Origin of the sequence: Bacillus sp. FSL R5-0447, assembly GCF_038606125.1 — a bacterium.
Lineage (GTDB): Bacteria > Bacillota > Bacilli > Bacillales > Bacillaceae > Bacillus > Bacillus velezensis.
This window is the reverse complement of sequence record NZ_CP152012.1, coordinates 3,664,162-3,679,985: the sequence shown is the minus strand read 5'-3', so window position 1 is coordinate 3,679,985 and position 15,824 is coordinate 3,664,162. Positions and strand designations below refer to the sequence as shown.

The window sequence follows — 15,824 nt, the reverse complement described above, 5'->3', positions numbered from 1 at the left end:
TATTTTGCAGCCGGAATCCTATTCATTGGAAGCGAGGGTTAAATGATGAAAAAACGCACAAAGATTTTTTATTGTCACGCGGCCTTACTGCTCGTATTTATGACTGCCGGGTGTACGGGTGGTAACGATGAAGAGCCGAGCCATTCTTCAAGTCCGGCCGGAGAAAGCAGCGGCATCAAAAAGGCTGAAACAGCATCAGCGGCAGAAAAAAAAGAACCCGTAAACAAAGATTCACATCACGTCTCTGCGGACAAAAGCGAACCGGATAACATGTCGGCAGATTATTCTCCTCTGCAAATTGAATATGCCCGCATCTGGCTGCAGCTTGGGGAAAATCAGCAGATAGATGAATTGAACGTTCGCCGCATTCCGGCCGGAGCACTCGTCAACCCTGACGATCACACGAGCGCACGCTATCCGGAAGATGTTACGCAGTTAGCAGGCTCCCGGTTAATCGATGGGTCAGTCACTTACAGCAGCAATGGTGACGGGACCATTCAGGTATACAATGTTCCTTTGCGCTGGGAGTCTCGTGAAGATACTGATCAAGGCGTAATGAAAGAAGTGACGGAGGAAATGATCCGCCATACAAAAAAAGTGTCTGTCGATACAGGAGACAATGAAAAAATAAGACGGTTAATAGACATCATGTCGATTCATTAAAAGAAGACAGGCAAAAAAGCAGAAGGAGGGATTTTCATGGCTGTCATATTGGTTGCGGATGATGACCGCCATATCCGTGAGCTTGTCCGCCTTATGATGGAGCAGAGCGGTTTTGACGTCGCAGAAGCGGAAGACGGGGAAGCGGCGGTGCGGCTGATCGAATCAGCACCTATAGACCTCATCATACTGGATGTGATGATGCCGAAAATGGACGGGTTTGAAGTCAGTGAAGCCGTCCGCAGCTTTACGGACATTCCGATTTTGATGCTGACGGCAAAAGGCGAAACGCTGGACAAAGTGCAAGGTTTTACTTCCGGAGCGGATGATTATCTCGTCAAACCGTTTGAGCCGCTTGAGCTGGAAGCAAGGGTCAAAGCATTGCTGAAACGGTACCGGATCACCGCTGAAAAACTGCTGACCATCGGAACGGTCACATTAGATAAGCAATCCCGCACTGTAACGCGCGGCGGCGGAGCGGGATTGACATTGCCCCGGCGTGAATTTGAGCTTTTATTTAAGCTCGCCGGTTATCCGAATAAGACGTTTTCAAGAGAACAATTAATAGAAGATATTTGGGGCTTTGATTATGAAGGTGACGAGCGGACCGTTGATGTGCATATTAAAAGGCTGAGAGAACGGTTTCCGGAAAAAGACTATCCGTTTGCCATCCATACGGTGCGGGGGCTCGGGTATCGGTTTGTGGTGACAGGATGAAACGGATCTTCAGAACGGCTGGAAAAATCATCATCCTTCTCACTGTCACCGCATTCTTATGGCTGGCGGCTCACCTGATTGTTCAGGGATTCGGTCTCATATGGCCGATTTTGCTTGTGCCGTACGCCGAGCAGATTCTGACGCTTTGGCTTGTTTTCGGCCTGCTGTTCGTAACGATGTTTATTTTTTCAAAGTCAGCACGTGAAAGACATCATGCGATCTGGGATTCGCTGACCGCCACGATCAAGCAAATGTCGAGCGGCAACTTCACAGCGGCCGCTTCCCGGAAAATGGAGAAGATTGAGCGGAACCATCCCGTGACGAAATTGGCTGATGAACTGTCGACACTCGCCGCGGAACTGAGTGAAATGGAAAAACTGAAACAAGAATTTATTTCGAACGTTTCCCATGAAATCCAAACCCCGCTCACTTCATTAAAGGGCTACGCGCATCTTCTGAAAAAACCGGATTTATCATATGAGGAGCGGGGGCGCTACTTACACATCATCGAAACAGAAACAGAACGATTATCAAAAATCAGTGAAAATCTGCTGAAGCTCACTGCGCTCGAACGCCAAACCGAACCGATACAAAAAAAACCGTTCCGCATTGACAAACAGCTGCGGCGCACCATATTGACCTGTGAGCCTGAGTGGTCCGCCAAACAGATTGAGTTTCTCATTGATTTACAGGAGTCGTATGTGTACGGAGATGAAGCGCTGCTCAGCCAAGTATGGATGAATCTGATTCACAATGCCGTAAAATTTACCGGTGAAGGCGGCCGCATTTCCGTTAAAATTGCAGATCTGCCGGGAGCGGCGGCTGTCGAAATCGCCGACGACGGAATCGGAATGGAGCCTGAGCAGGCGGAGCGTGTATTTGAACGGTTTTATAAAGCGGACAAGGCGAGAAACGAAGGAGGAAGCGGGCTCGGCCTGTCCATCGCCCAAAAAATCGCCGAGCTGCACGGCGGTTCGATAGAGGTTGAGAGCAAGCGCGGCGAAGGAACCCTTTTCCGCGTCATTCTTCCAGCCGAGCCTCGTGAAAAAAACAGCTAAAATCTGGTCGAACCAGCCAGTAAAAAACGAAGCCGATCCTGTCTTTTGAACTATTGAGGTGAAACCGTTTTATGGTATACTACTGACGGTAATACGTATAAAACGGAGGATATTTGTGGGAAAACACACTTCTGAACAGAAAAAGCACGCGCAAATTGTCCAGCTGCTTCAGGATGGACAATATTTTTTTCATAAAGGCTTAAAAGCATATAAAGAGCGGAATTTAAAGCGGGCCAGCAAACTGATTCAGCGGGCCGTCCACCTCGAGCCGAATGATTCCGAAATGCTGTCCCGGCTGGCCGTCATTTATTCTGAAATGGGCCACTACCAGCAGTCAAATGAGCTGTTCGACTTTATTTTGGTGAACCTGAAAGAAGAAATGCCCGAGTGTCATTACTTTAAAGCGAATAATTTCGCGCATTTGGGACTCTTTCAGGAAGCATACAAAGAAGCAGCGGCTTATTCAGATGCCGATCCGGACGGTGAATTCAGCGAAGAGATAGAAAATCTGATGGAGCTATTGGATTTCGGCGAAGCGGGTGAAAACGAATCGCTCTATGACCAGGATGAACTGCTGATCAGGCAGGATCGGGCAAAAACGCTTCTTGAGAGCGGCCAGCTTCATGAAGCGGTTGTCATGCTTGAAGAGATTACGGCCGATTACCCCGAGCTTTGGTCTGCATACAACAACCTGGCGCTCGCTTACTTTTACTCAGGCAATGTCACAAAAGCGAAACAAACGGTATTCGAAGTGCTTGAGAAAAATGAAGGCAATCTCCATGCCTTGTGCAACCTCCTTGTATTCTGCTATTACGAGAGGGAAGATGAAAAAGTCGGAGAATTGAGCGGAAAACTCGCCAATGTGTATCCGATTTTATTCGAACAGCGCTATAAGCTGGGGGCGACGCTTGCGCTTGTCGGCAGACATGATCTCGGTTATAAATGGCTCCGTTCTCTTTACAAAAGCGGATTCGAAGGCGACGAAACGTTTTATTACTGGCTGGCCGCCTCAGCCTACGGGACAGGCCGCACAGAATTTGCGGAAACCATTTGGAAAAAGGCCGAAGCCGAATTTCCCGAATCAGACCGGCCCGCGCCTTGGGCGGAGCGGCAGGAACCGCTGCCTGCTTCACTTGAACAGCGGCTTGCCGCCTATTATATCAGCAGCGCTGAAGGAGAGCGGAACCAGCTTGAAAAAGTTCTGACGGCAAAACGCGCCGTTTCACCGTTTGAACAAGATTTCGTCAAACTGCTGCTTTCCGGTGAAAAAGGCGCTTCAGGCGTCTCCGGTGATGCGCTGTTCACGTATCGGACGGTCAAGCTGCTGGAGAAAGCGGAAGCCGACAGTTTAAAAACTGACGTCATGAGCTGCTGGGTTTTTCACGTCATTCAGCACATCCGCGCCGCCGCTGCCGTACAGAATGAGCGGGCATGGGCCGCAGCCATCGCATATGTATGGAAAGAAGCAAACGGCGAAAAAACGACGAAAAAAGAAACGGCCGCCGTTTACGGTATAACGCCGGCAACACTTTCGAAATACATCAGACAAATAGACGATATATTAGAATAAAACCGATTCTTTCTATATAAAGAGTCGGTTCTTTTTTTATCAGAAAGGGGCAAAACAGAACTTTACCGCCGAATAAAGAGGTATTCATACGTATTTTTTTGCTTTTCGAATCGAAATCAGGCCGTAATCACCGTTTATTTTGCAAAATATGAGATTTGCAATCACATTGAAATATAACTGTAATAAAAATTGTCGAAACATGATGGTATAATGAGTCTCGTACATAAGAGATTAGTTTATTTTACATGTGCTGTATAATCTATACCAATTTAAAAGATTTAAAGATTCATACATAAAAATCATCAGCCTCACGGGTATGTGAGGGAGCGTAACTTTGATGTTCATAATAGAATTCCAAATGAGAACAGGTTTAAAGTAAAAGGGAGGAAAGAAAAAGTGAAAAAGAGTTTATTAACACTTGGTTTGGCTTCCGTCATCGGGACAAGCAGTTTTTTGATCCCGTTTACAAAAACTGCATCGGCGGAAACATTAGACAACAAAAAAGCAAAAATCGAAAGCAAGCAATCTGAGGTGGCTTCAAGCCTTGAAGCAAAAGAAAGAGAATTGTCTAAGCTTCAGGACAAGCAGGCTAAGATTGAAAAAGAACTGAAAGACATTAACGCTAAAGCGTTGGATACAAGCAATAAAATCGAAGATAAAAAAGCTGAAAACGAAAAAACGAAAAAGCAGATCGCTGATTTGAAAAAAGAAATCAAAGAAACAGAAGCGCGTATTGAAAAACGCAATGACATCCTGAAAAAACGCGTTCGTTCTTTACAGGAAAACGGCGGTTCTCAAGGATACATAGATGTTCTTTTAGGGGCGACAAGCTTCGGAGACTTCATTTCCCGTGCGACTGCGGTATCTTCTATCGTTGATGCGGATAAAGAGCTGATCAAACAGCAGGAGCAGGATAAAGCGAAACTCGAAGACGCAGAAGCTGAACTTAACGTGAAGCTGAAAAAAGTTCAAGATGATCTTGCGAAACTCGAGTCTATGCAAAAAGACCTGAACAAACAGCTTGATCAGAAAGACAAGCTTTTTGACGAAGCGAAAAACGGACAGAAAAAAGCGGCTTCCGCTATCTCTGATCTGAAAAAAGAAGCATCAAAGCTTGCAAACGAAAAAGCTGATACTGAAAAAGAACAGAAGCGCATTAAAGCTGAGCAGGCTGCAGCGGCTGCCCTGATCAAAAAACAGGAAGAAGCGCAAAAAGCTTCTGAAGACCAAAACCAAAAAGATGACAGCCAGCCGGCACCGGCGGTTAAAACTGTGAAAAAAGCGGCTGTTTCAACATCATCTGACAGCTCAAGCAAACCGAAGAGCACTTCAGGCGGATCATCTCATAACAGCGGCGGTTCAGATGATTCTGACGGCGGATCTGTTATTTCAAATTCAGGCGGTATTGAAGGCGCGATCAGCGTAGGTTCAAGCCTTGTGGGTCAATCCCCGTACAAATTCGGCGGCGGACGCACTCAATCTGATATTAACAACCGTATTTTTGACTGCTCTTCATTCGTACGCTGGGCTTATGCTAACGCAGGCGTTAACCTCGGACCTGCAAGCGGCACAAACACAGATACATTAATCGGAAGAGGTAAAGCAGTAAGCGCGTCTGACATGAAACGCGGAGACTTAGTATTCTTCAATACGTATAAAACAAACGGCCACGTCGGCATCTACTTAGGTAACGGAACGTTCCTGAACGATAATACATCACACGGTGTATCCATTGATTCTATGAGCAACCCTTACTGGAAGAAAGCATTCAACGGCAATGTAAGACGTGTCGTGCAATAATGAATAAGACAAGGGCCTTCTATCCCGGAAGGCTCTTTCTTTATTTGTATACCCGCTCAGGAGCTGCCTAATCACGGTTTCTTAGAAAAATGAGCAAAAAAATAGCGAATTGCCCTCAGATTTAATAGGATATGGGTAAGGAATACGATTGATGGGGATTCTTAGTCATATAGGGTGCGCCCCATTTCGAAAAGGAGTGAATCATGGTGTCAGAAGAAAAAATTTATGATGTGATCATTATCGGCGCGGGTCCGGCGGGGATGACCGCTGCTGTTTACACATCACGAGCGAACTTATCCACATTAATGATCGAAAGAGGAATTCCGGGCGGCCAGATGGCCAACACGGAGGATGTTGAAAACTATCCGGGTTTTGAAAGCATTCTCGGCCCTGAACTTTCTAATAAAATGTTTGAACATGCGAAAAAATTCGGTGCGGAATATGCGTACGGCGATATTAAAGAAATCGTTGACGGCAAAGAATATAAAACGGTCAAAGCCGGTTCAAAAGAATATAAAGCGCGCGCCATCGTCATTTCTGCCGGAGCGGAATACAAAAAGATCGGTGTTCCCGGCGAAAAAGAACTGGGCGGCCGCGGCGTATCGTACTGCGCGGTTTGTGACGGCGCGTTCTTTAAAAATAAAGAGCTTGTCGTTGTCGGCGGCGGAGACTCCGCCGTTGAAGAAGGCGTCTATCTGACACGCTTCGCTTCAAAAGTCACCATCGTTCACAGACGTGACAAATTGCGTGCGCAAAGCATTCTTCAGGCGCGTGCCTTTGACAATGAGAAAATTGACTTCAAATGGAACAAAACCGTAAAAGAAATCCATGAGGAAAACGGAAAAGTCGGCAGACTTACTCTTGTGGATACCGTGACGGGAGAAGAGGAAGAATTCAAAGCTGACGGCGTCTTTATTTATATCGGTATGCTTCCGCTTTCTAAACCGTTCGAAAACTTGGGCATCACAAATGAAGAAGGCTACATTGAAACAAACGCTCAAATGGAAACAAAAGTTCCAGGCATTTTTGCCGCGGGAGACATCCGTGAAAAAACGCTCCGCCAGATCGTAACGGCGACAGGTGACGGAAGTATTGCGGCTCAAAGCGTTCAGCATTATGTGGAAGAGCTTGAGGAAACGCTCAAAACCGTTAAATAATCACTGTAATGTTCAGTTTTTGAATCGTTACTGTGTTTTAATTACGCTGTAACACGGGTGAAATACTGATGTTTTAAGATGAATGTAGTAATTGACCCCCTTTTTAATGAATACACTTTGGCACGGATTCCAGTATCCGTGCCCTTTTTTTGCGATTTTCTGTTTTCTGTCAAATAAAAGAAAAGGATGTCGGTGTCTCTGCATTGTGAGAGACATGCCGAAACGGTATAATGAAGAGACGATGATTTGTTGAGAAGGTTAGGTGACGTACTTGTGCAAAGAGTGACAAATTGTGTGCTGCAGACAGATGATCAGGTTCTCCTTCTCCAAAAGCCGAGACGGGGCTGGTGGGTCGCGCCCGGCGGGAAGATGGAAAGCGGCGAATCCGTCAGAGATTCCGTCATCAGAGAGTACAGAGAAGAGACGGGCATTTATATACTAAATCCGCAGTTAAAAGGCGTGTTTACCTTTATTATTAAGGAACAGGAACAAATCGTGTCAGAGTGGATGATGTTTACTTTCGTCGCCGACTCGTACACGGGGCGGAATGTCGCTGAATCAGAGGAAGGCGTTCTGAAGTGGCATGACGTAAAAGATATCCACAGCCTTCCGATGGCCCCCGGAGACGGGCATATCCTTGATTTTATGATCAAGGGCCAAGGGCTTTTGCACGGCACCTTTACGTATACGCCGGACTTCGAGCTGCTCAGCTATCGTTTAGATCCGCAGCTTATCAAATAAAAGAAAGACCGCAGGGGGGAGAAAGATGAGTATGAATGAAAACCATGATATTCAGCTCGTCATCATTACGGGAATGTCTGGAGCGGGGAAAACCGTCGCCATTCAAAGCTTTGAGGATCTCGGCTATTTTTGCGTCGACAATCTGCCGCCTTCCTTGCTGCCGAAATTTTTGGAGCTTATGAAAGAATCAAGTTCAAAAATGAGCAAGGTCGCGCTTGTCATGGATCTGCGGGGACGTGAATTTTTTGACAGGCTGATTGAGGCGCTGGATGAAATGGCGGAAAATCCGTGGATTACACCGCGCATTCTCTTTTTAGACGCTAAGGATTCCATCCTTGTGACGAGATACAAAGAAACGAGGCGTTCTCACCCGCTGGCCGCTACCGGGCTTCCTCTCGAAGGAATCGCGCTGGAACGCCAGCTGCTTGAAGAATTGAAAGGGCGCTCTCAGCTGATCTATGACACATCGGATATGAAACCGCGTGATCTGCGTGAAAAAATCGTGGCGCATTTCGCCACGAACCAAGGTGAAACATTTACAGTGAACGTAATGTCATTCGGTTTCAAATACGGGCTTCCGATAGATGCCGACCTCGTGTTTGATGTAAGGTTTCTGCCGAATCCGTTCTACATTGAAAGCATGAGGCCGCTTACGGGGAAAGATGAGGAAGTGTCATCCTATGTGATGAAGTGGAACGAAACACAAAAGTTTATTGAAAAGCTTGTTGATCTGCTCGGCTTTATGCTTCCGTCTTATAAGCGGGAAGGTAAAAGCCAGCTTGTCATCGCGATCGGCTGTACGGGCGGCCAGCACCGCTCCGTCACGCTCGCTGAGTATTTGGCTGACTATTTTAAAAAAGATTTCTATACTCATGTCACTCACCGGGACATTGAAAAGAGAAGCCGGAAATGAATAAGAAGCCGAAAATCGCAATCTTCGGCGGCGGAACGGGTCTGTCCGTGCTGCTTCGGGGGTTAAAGCATAAGCCCGTTGATATTACGGCGATTGTGACAGTTGCTGATGACGGCGGAAGTTCAGGCCGTCTGCGGGATGAACTTCAAATTCCGCCGCCGGGTGACATCCGTAACGTACTGGCCGCTTTGTCAGATGTTGAGCCGCTCGTTGAAAATCTGTTTCAGCACCGTTTCAACAAAGGAAGCGACTTAACCGGACATTCGCTCGGCAATTTGATTTTGGCAGCGATGACAAATATAACCGGTGATTTCTTTCACGCTGTCACCGAAATGAGCAAGGTGCTGAATGTCCGCGGCAGAGTGCTGCCGGCTGCCAACACCAGTGTCGTTCTTCACGCTGAAATGGAGGACGGGCAGGTCGTATCCGGAGAATCGACAATCCCTTCTTACGGCCAGCAGATTAAACGGGTGTTTCTTACGCCTGAAAAAATTGATCCGCTCCCGGAAACGATTGACGTCATCCGTCAGGCCGATTTAATCATTATCGGTCCGGGAAGCCTGTACACAAGCATTCTTCCGAATCTGCTCGTACCGAAAATCGGAGAGGAAGTCGTCAAGGCTGCGGCCAAAAAAGTATATATATGCAACGTCATGACACAGCCCGGAGAGACGCTGCAATACAGTGCGGCCGACCATGTCAAGGCGCTGAACGATCATATGGAGCAGCCGTTTATCGACACGATCTTAATCAACAATGAGGAGATCCCTGACGAAATCAAAAGCAAATATGCGAAAGAGCTGGCCCGGCCCGTCGACTTCAATGTTGAAAAGCTGAAATCCATGGGGCTTGAGGTCATCAGGGATCAGATTATCACGTATAAAAATGGCGTAATCCGTCACGATACACATAAAGTGGCTTCTCTTCTTGTCGATTTATTAAGGGACTAGAGGCCTTTTGAAATGAGGTGGCTAATATGTCATTTGCATCGGAAACAAAAAAAGAACTGACGAATCTGGAAGTGAAGGACTGCTGCTCCAAGGCGGAGCTGTCCGCGCTGATTCGGATGAACGGTTCCCTGTCATTTTCAAACCGCCATCTCGTGCTTGACGTTCAAACCGAAAATGCGGCGATTGCCCGCCGCATTTATACATTGCTGAAGAAACAATATGATGTATCGGTCGAACTGTTAGTCAGAAAAAAAATGCGGCTGAAAAAAAACAATGTTTATATTGTGCGCTTTTCTGAAAATGCAAAGCTGATTTTAGAGGAATTGAAAATCCTCGGAGAGAACTTTGTATTTGAACGGAATATTTCTGAGGAACTGGTGGCGAAACGCTGCTGCAAACGTTCTTATATGAGAGGGGCGTTTTTGGCGGGGGGATCTGTGAATAATCCCGAAACCTCGTCGTACCACTTGGAAATCTTCTCGCTTTATAAGGAACATAACGATTCATTATGCGCGCTGCTGAATGAATTTCATCTGAACAGCAAAACGCTTGAACGGAAAAAAGGCTATATTACGTATTTAAAAGAGGCGGAAAAAATCACTGAATTTCTGAATGTCATCGGCGCTCACAATTCACTGCTGCGTTTTGAAGATGTGCGGATTGTCAGAGATATGAGAAACTCAGTGAACCGCCTCGTCAATTGTGAAACAGCAAACTTAAACAAAACCATCGGTGCTTCGCTCAGACAGGTGGAAAATATTAAATACATTGATGAACGGATCGGTCTTGAAGCGCTGCCGGAAAAGCTTCGCGAAATTGCGCAGCTGCGGATTGATTATCAGGAGGTCACGCTGAAAGAACTGGGGGAAATGGTTGCAAGCGGGAAAATCAGCAAATCCGGCATCAATCACAGGCTGAGAAAGCTCGATGAAATCGCAGAACAGCTGCGTACAGGACAAAGCATCACTTTGAAATAACCGTACAGAAAAGGGGAGATCTTATGGTTCAGGAGAAAGTGGAAGTGCGTTTAAAGACGGGATTACAGGCGCGCCCCGCTGCATTGTTTGTACAGGAGGCAAATCGTTTTGCATCAGATGTGTTTCTTGAGAAAAACGGCAAGAAAGTGAATGCCAAAAGCATTATGGGATTAATGAGTCTGGCGGTCAGCACGGGGACGGAAGTCACTCTGATCGCTGAAGGCGACGATGAAAAGGAAGCGCTGGAAAAGTTGTCCGCTTATGTGCAGGAAGAAGTGTGAACACTTTGTAAGGGGGACGGAACGATGAATGAGTTTCTGAAAGATTGTTATCAAACGATAGGCTGGGAAAAGGATTCCCTCGATTTCAGCAACCTGCCGGAGTTTTTAAAGGCGCTCGCATATCGGTTTCCGTTTGAAAATCGCGCGGTTTTGTCCAAAAAAGAATATGACGTCACGAAAGAAGGACTGTGGCGGCACATGGTGAAGGAACCTCATGGCGGCCTTTGTTATGACTTGAACGGACTGCTTTATTTCATCCTGAAAGATGCCGGATTTGATGTCAAATTGATCCGCGGAACGGTCTGGAAAAACGGCTGGGCGCTGCCCGGCACACATGCGGCCGTACTTCTTTCCGCCGGGGGGAATGAGTACATCGCTGATGCAGGCTTCGGCCTCAATCTCGCCATGCAGCCTGTGCCGATGTCGGGAGACGAGACGGTATCAGCGGCCGGAGCGTTCCGCGTGAGGATAGAAGAGACGGAATTCGGGACATACCTGCTTGAAATGAACAAAGGGGACGGCTGGCAGACAGGTTACGCATTTTCGCTTGAAGAAATCGATGAAAAGGATCTCAAGTCTATGAAACAAACAATCTTTGAACATGAACGCTCTCCTTTCAACAAACGCCTGCTTGCTTCTAAGCGGACACCGGAAGGGCACATGGTTCTGTCTGAACGCAATATAACAATAAAAAAACACGATGGCACGGCGGAAAACAGCAGAATAGACCGGTCAGAGTTTGAAGAAAAATTTACTGCTCATTTTATATGAAGCTCGCAGGTTCTCTGCAAAAAAAAAACGGCCTCCGCAGGGAAGCCGTTTTTTGTATGTGTTTATCTCATTTTTGTAAAGGTTTTATAATGATCTGTCGTCTTATAAATCAGCCAGTCGCTTGAGTAAAGAATCCGGTCTGAATTTCTGAAGCCTGATGTATAGTTAATATCCGCTTCACGCCACGTCCGTCCGCTTTTGGCAGGGAGTTTGCCTTCCCTGTTTGAGAAGATGTCTCCGCCGATGCTTTTCCCCGGAGCGACGTCTGCAAGATTCCCCTTTGATGCCACCCAGCCGAGGGCCTGCGCTTCTGACTTTGTAATGTAATTATCAGGAAGCTTATGATAAGTCTGAAGATAATCCGCAACCCCGTCAAACGTGTTGATAACCTGTGCTTCAGTGTGCGCCTTGTGAGAAGATGTATCCGTCTTGGCAGCCGTGGAAAACAGCATCCCCGCCGCGGAGAACAGCACCAGCAAACAAACGGAAATCCACGATAATCGTTTTTTCAAAGCAATACCTCCCATTTTTATCATGTGAAGCTGATTCCTTTTCATTGTATCAGCATCGAGAGAAAGGAATAGAAAGAATTTAAAAATAGTCCTTTTGATCTAGCGAAAAATAAACCCCGGCTGAAACGGCCGGGGTTTTTCATCTCATTGAAATTCCTTCGTGAGGTTTTTCGGCGTTTTTCCGTATACGGCGTCTATCATGTTTTGTGCGGCCTGCTTGAACATATTCAAGCGGATTTTTGCCGTTGCTGACCCGATATGCGGAAGCAATGTGACGTTTTCCAGCTGCAGGAGCGGATTGTCTTCGGCGATCGGCTCTTTTTCAAACACATCTAAACCGGCGCCTTTTATCCAGCCCTCCTGCAATGCGCGGATGAGCGCTTTCTCATCAACCGTCTTTCCCCGGGAAATATTGACGAAATATGCCGTATCTTTCATCAATTTAAATTCCCGCTCTCCCATCATATGATACGTTTCGTCAGTAAGCGGCGTAATTAACAGCACAAAGTCTGATGTTTTCAGCAGTGTATCTAATTCGGCATATGTAACCCCGAGTTCCTTCTCAGCGTCCGGTTTTCTGCTGCGGTTATAATACAGCACGTCCATATCGAAGCCGAATTTTGCCCGTTTGGCAGCTTGTTCACCGATTCTGCCCATGCCGATAATTCCTAATGTCTGATGGTGGACATCCATACCGAAAAGAGATTCTTCCTCAACGGTTCCCCATTTGCCGGCGCGGACGAATCGATCCAATTCGGCAACCCGTCTGGCGGAAGACAGGATTAATGAAAAAGCCAGATCAGCGACAGTGTCATCTAAGGTGTACGGCGTATGCGTGCCGACAACCCCGCGTCTTTTCATTTCTTCAATATTAAAATTATCATAGCCGACAGAATTATTGCTGACGACCTTCAGCTTCGGCGCGTGATCCAGTAAATCACTGTCAATCGCCGTTCCGGATGTCAGCAGCCCTTCGGCATCTTTCATTTTTTCGTACAGTTCCTCTTTTGGAATGGTATCTTCTTTCCAGATGTCATACCGGCAATGCTCGCCTATCATTTGTTCGACTTCCGGCGGTATCGGTTTCGCGATGAATACATAGGGTTTCAACGGGCTTCTCCTCCTTTGTCTTTCTTCTCTATTTTATTATATAAGAGAAGCGGTAACGTGAGAAATATTCAAACGCATTACGATAAATTTCTGGTTCTTTTGAACTTAAAATGAAAGAAAAAGAAATGTACATGCTTGATTTCTCCAAACAATAACAGAATCCGCCTATATTTCTGAAGGCAAAATGAGCGGAACCGCTGTTTTCAAAAGCTTTATAGGTTGGTGTAAAGATAAATTTTATTATTTTTGAAAGATATAAATGAACATAATCTGAATTTACAGTTAAATTATCGTGTCTTTTTTTGAAAGCGCTTTTGAGGCCTTTTTCTGTGCTATAATTCCTTACTGTAAGCTGGGTAAGAAGGCTTGCAATACAATCGGATGGGAGATGAATAGAAAAATGGTTTCTTTATCAAGCATTTTGGAGCACAACCAGCAGTTTGTCCAAGAAAGGAAATATGAACCTTACCAAACGACAAAATTCCCGAAAAAAAAGCTTGTCATCGTATCCTGTATGGATACAAGGCTGACGGAGCTTCTGCCGCAGGCGATGGGACTCAGAAACGGCGATGCCAAAATCATAAAAAACGCGGGAGCCATTGTTTCTCACCCATTTGGAAGTGTCATGCGGAGCATTTTGGTTGCCGTTTATGAACTGCAGGCAGAGGAAGTCTGCATCATAGGTCACCGCGAGTGCGGAATGTCGGGATTAAATGCGGCTTCCATATTAAATAAAGCGAAAGAGCGCGGCGTGGAGGACAAATGTCTCAGCCTTCTGCAGCATGCGGGAGTCGATTTGGAAACATGGCTGACCGGCTTTCACAGCGTTGAAGAAAGCGTGGCCCACAGCGTGAATATGGTCAGGCATCATCCGCTCTTGCCTGAAGAGGTGCCGGTGCACGGGCTGGTGATCGATCCGGGGACGGGGACGCTGGATGTTGTCGTTGACGGTTATGAAACAGTCAAAGGAGGATGCAGCTGACGATGCAATTTACCGGCAGATATCAGGGATACAATTTGCAGAAATTTCAGAAAGACCTAATCGCGGGAATTGTGGTGGGAATTGTAGCGATTCCACTGGGAATGGCCTTTGCCATCGCCTCGGGGGTCGGTCCGGAATACGGGCTTTACACCGTTATTGTGGCCGGAATTCTGATTTCGCTGTTGGGCGGCTCTAAATATCAGATCGGCGGGCCTACGGGGGCGTTTGTTCCCATTTTATTTGCCATTGTGATGCAGTATGGTTTTGAGAATTTACTTGTAGCCGGTTTTATGGCAGGCGTCATGCTCGTCCTGTTTGGCGTATTTAAGCTCGGAAAGATTATGAAATTCGTGCCGAAGCCGGTGATCGTCGGATTTACGGCCGGAATCGCGGTGCTGATTTTCTCGGAGCAGATTGCCCATTTTCTCGGTCTGCGCGATATCCAAAAGCATGAAAGCTTTATCCTCAACATTGCGGAAATCGGCAAGAAGATCGGAACCTTTAATTTGTACAGCATCCTCATCGCGGGAATTGCTTTGGCCATTTTGCTGTTATCAGCCAGGCTGATGCCGAAGATTCCGGGCGCGCTTGTGGCGCTGCTTGTCTCTACAGCCGCGGCGGTCGTGTTTTTTCCTGACAAAATGGCGACAATCGGTTCTGCTTACGGGGAAATCCCGCGGCAGCTTCCGGCTTTCCAGCTTCCTGATTTCTCAATCGATAACATGATCATGATGTTTCCGTCGGCTCTGATCATTGCGCTTCTCGGCGGACTTGAGTCCATATTATCGGCGATGGTCGCGGACAATATGAAAGGATCACGGCATGACAGCAATAGGGAGCTTGTCGGGCAGGGCATCGCCAATATGGCAGCGCCGCTTTTCGGCGGTATACCGGCAACGGGAGCGATTGCGCGGACCGCAACAAATATTAAAAACGGCGCAGTTTCTCCGATTTCCGGTGTTGTCCACGGAGTCACCGTCCTCCTCGTCCTGCTCGTCTTCGCCCCGCTTGCCGTTCACGTACCACTGGCAAGCATGGCGCCGGTATTGATGGTTGTGGCTTGGAACATGAGTGAGCGGAGGGAAGTCGCCAATATGATGCGGCTGAAAAACACTGATTCATTCGTACTGGCGGCAACCTTTTTGCTGACGGTTCTGTTTGATTTAATCATCGGCGTTTCTGCCGGTCTCGTGCTCGCTTTTGTTTTCTTTATCAGGAAAATGAGCGAATCAACAAGCATCAAAACACCGCATGCCGCTGTCAAATCGGTTAAAAATGATTCGTCCGTCAGCACATATTCCATTGAAGGGCCGCTGTTTTTCGGTTCAATTGATTCACTGGAAACATCGCTGCTGGAGAGGCTTCAGGAAAAGCCGAAGACGCTTATTCTGCTGATGAATAATGTACATTACATGGATACCTCCGCAGAAGCGGTGCTGGGGAATGTGATGAACCGGATCAAACGGCATAACGGGAGATTGATGATCGTCGGATTGCAATCACAGCCGAGAGAGCTGATCCGGAAGACGGGGCTGTTTCATAAAATCGGGAAACAGCATTTCTTTGAGCATCAGGACGAGATAACGGGATAAAATTCAGATACGGCCTGTCCATGAAAAAGCGGA

At 46.9% G+C, this 15,824-nt stretch carries 16 protein-coding genes; 14 read left to right on the top strand and 2 right to left on the bottom strand.

The window, feature by feature from the left end:
* Nucleotides 1–45: 45 nt before the first annotated feature.
* The 12 genes from NYE68_RS18650 (at nt 46) to NYE68_RS18595 (ending at nt 11,595) form a co-directional block, all read left to right on the top strand.
* Nucleotides 46–663, top strand: coding sequence for a hypothetical protein (locus tag NYE68_RS18650; protein ID WP_039255029.1), 618 nt, complete (start codon nt 46–48; stop codon nt 661–663).
* Nucleotides 664–699: 36 nt separating this feature from the next.
* On the top strand, nt 700–1,377 hold the full coding sequence (locus tag NYE68_RS18645) for a response regulator transcription factor (RefSeq protein ID WP_012118540.1): 678 nt from the start codon (nt 700–702) through the stop codon (nt 1,375–1,377).
* Nucleotides 1,374–2,435, top strand: coding sequence for a HAMP domain-containing sensor histidine kinase (locus NYE68_RS18640; protein ID WP_007614006.1), 1,062 nt, complete (start codon nt 1,374–1,376; stop codon nt 2,433–2,435). The genes NYE68_RS18645 and NYE68_RS18640 overlap by 4 nt, the downstream gene beginning before the upstream one ends.
* 115 nt (nt 2,436–2,550) lie before the next feature.
* A complete protein-coding gene (locus NYE68_RS18635; RefSeq protein WP_040238853.1) occupies nt 2,551–4,005 on the top strand; it encodes a tetratricopeptide repeat protein in 1,455 nt (484 codons plus the stop codon).
* A 396-nt stretch (nt 4,006–4,401) separates the two neighbouring features.
* Complete coding sequence (locus NYE68_RS18630) at nt 4,402–5,805, top strand: NlpC/P60 family protein (RefSeq protein ID WP_324636366.1); 1,404 nt, start codon at nt 4,402–4,404, stop codon at nt 5,803–5,805.
* A 206-nt stretch (nt 5,806–6,011) separates the two neighbouring features.
* Complete coding sequence (gene trxB / locus NYE68_RS18625; protein ID WP_007407423.1) at nt 6,012–6,962, top strand: thioredoxin-disulfide reductase; 951 nt, start codon at nt 6,012–6,014, stop codon at nt 6,960–6,962.
* A gap of 273 nt (nt 6,963–7,235) precedes the next feature.
* A complete protein-coding gene (locus tag NYE68_RS18620; RefSeq protein WP_003151491.1) occupies nt 7,236–7,703 on the top strand; it encodes an 8-oxo-dGTP diphosphatase in 468 nt (155 codons plus the stop codon).
* Nucleotides 7,704–7,728: 25 nt separating this feature from the next.
* Entirely contained in the window at nt 7,729–8,616 is an 888-nt protein-coding gene (gene rapZ, locus NYE68_RS18615; protein ID WP_012118535.1) for an RNase adapter RapZ, read from the top strand.
* Nucleotides 8,613–9,566 carry a YvcK family protein gene (locus NYE68_RS18610; protein WP_064108177.1) on the top strand — a complete coding sequence of 318 codons (954 nt, stop codon included), beginning with the start codon at nt 8,613–8,615 and terminating at the stop codon, nt 9,564–9,566. The genes rapZ and NYE68_RS18610 overlap by 4 nt, the downstream gene beginning before the upstream one ends.
* Before the next feature lie 26 nt (nt 9,567–9,592).
* Nucleotides 9,593–10,543 carry a DNA-binding protein WhiA gene (gene whiA, locus NYE68_RS18605; protein WP_033575191.1) on the top strand — a complete coding sequence of 317 codons (951 nt, stop codon included), beginning with the start codon at nt 9,593–9,595 and terminating at the stop codon, nt 10,541–10,543.
* 23 nt (nt 10,544–10,566) lie between these two features.
* Nucleotides 10,567–10,824, top strand: a complete 258-nt coding sequence (locus NYE68_RS18600; protein ID WP_012118534.1) for an HPr family phosphocarrier protein — start codon at nt 10,567–10,569, stop codon at nt 10,822–10,824.
* A gap of 24 nt (nt 10,825–10,848) precedes the next feature.
* Nucleotides 10,849–11,595, top strand: coding sequence for an arylamine N-acetyltransferase (locus NYE68_RS18595; RefSeq protein ID WP_007407420.1), 747 nt, complete (start codon nt 10,849–10,851; stop codon nt 11,593–11,595).
* Between the two features lie 62 nt (nt 11,596–11,657).
* On the opposite strand, the gene NYE68_RS18590 is transcribed toward NYE68_RS18595, so the two are convergent.
* Nucleotides 11,658–12,047: a ribonuclease gene (locus tag NYE68_RS18590; RefSeq protein WP_223204413.1), complete on the bottom strand. Its 390-nt coding sequence runs from the start codon at nt 12,045–12,047 to the stop codon at nt 11,658–11,660.
* A gap of 204 nt (nt 12,048–12,251) precedes the next feature.
* Nucleotides 12,252–13,217 (bottom strand): D-glycerate dehydrogenase, encoded by a 966-nt coding sequence (locus NYE68_RS18585; protein ID WP_061860905.1) that lies wholly within the window; start codon nt 13,215–13,217, stop codon nt 12,252–12,254.
* A 388-nt stretch (nt 13,218–13,605) separates the two neighbouring features.
* On the opposite strand from NYE68_RS18585, the gene NYE68_RS18580 reads away from it, so the two are divergent.
* The gene (locus NYE68_RS18580; RefSeq protein ID WP_087920781.1) at nt 13,606–14,199 is read left to right on the top strand and encodes a carbonic anhydrase; all 594 of its coding nucleotides are present in this window, start codon (nt 13,606–13,608) and stop codon (nt 14,197–14,199) included.
* A 2-nt stretch (nt 14,200–14,201) separates the two neighbouring features.
* Nucleotides 14,202–15,791 (top strand): SulP family inorganic anion transporter, encoded by a 1,590-nt coding sequence (locus NYE68_RS18575; protein ID WP_015418289.1) that lies wholly within the window; start codon nt 14,202–14,204, stop codon nt 15,789–15,791.
* The last annotated feature ends 33 nt before the right edge of the window (nt 15,792–15,824 follow it).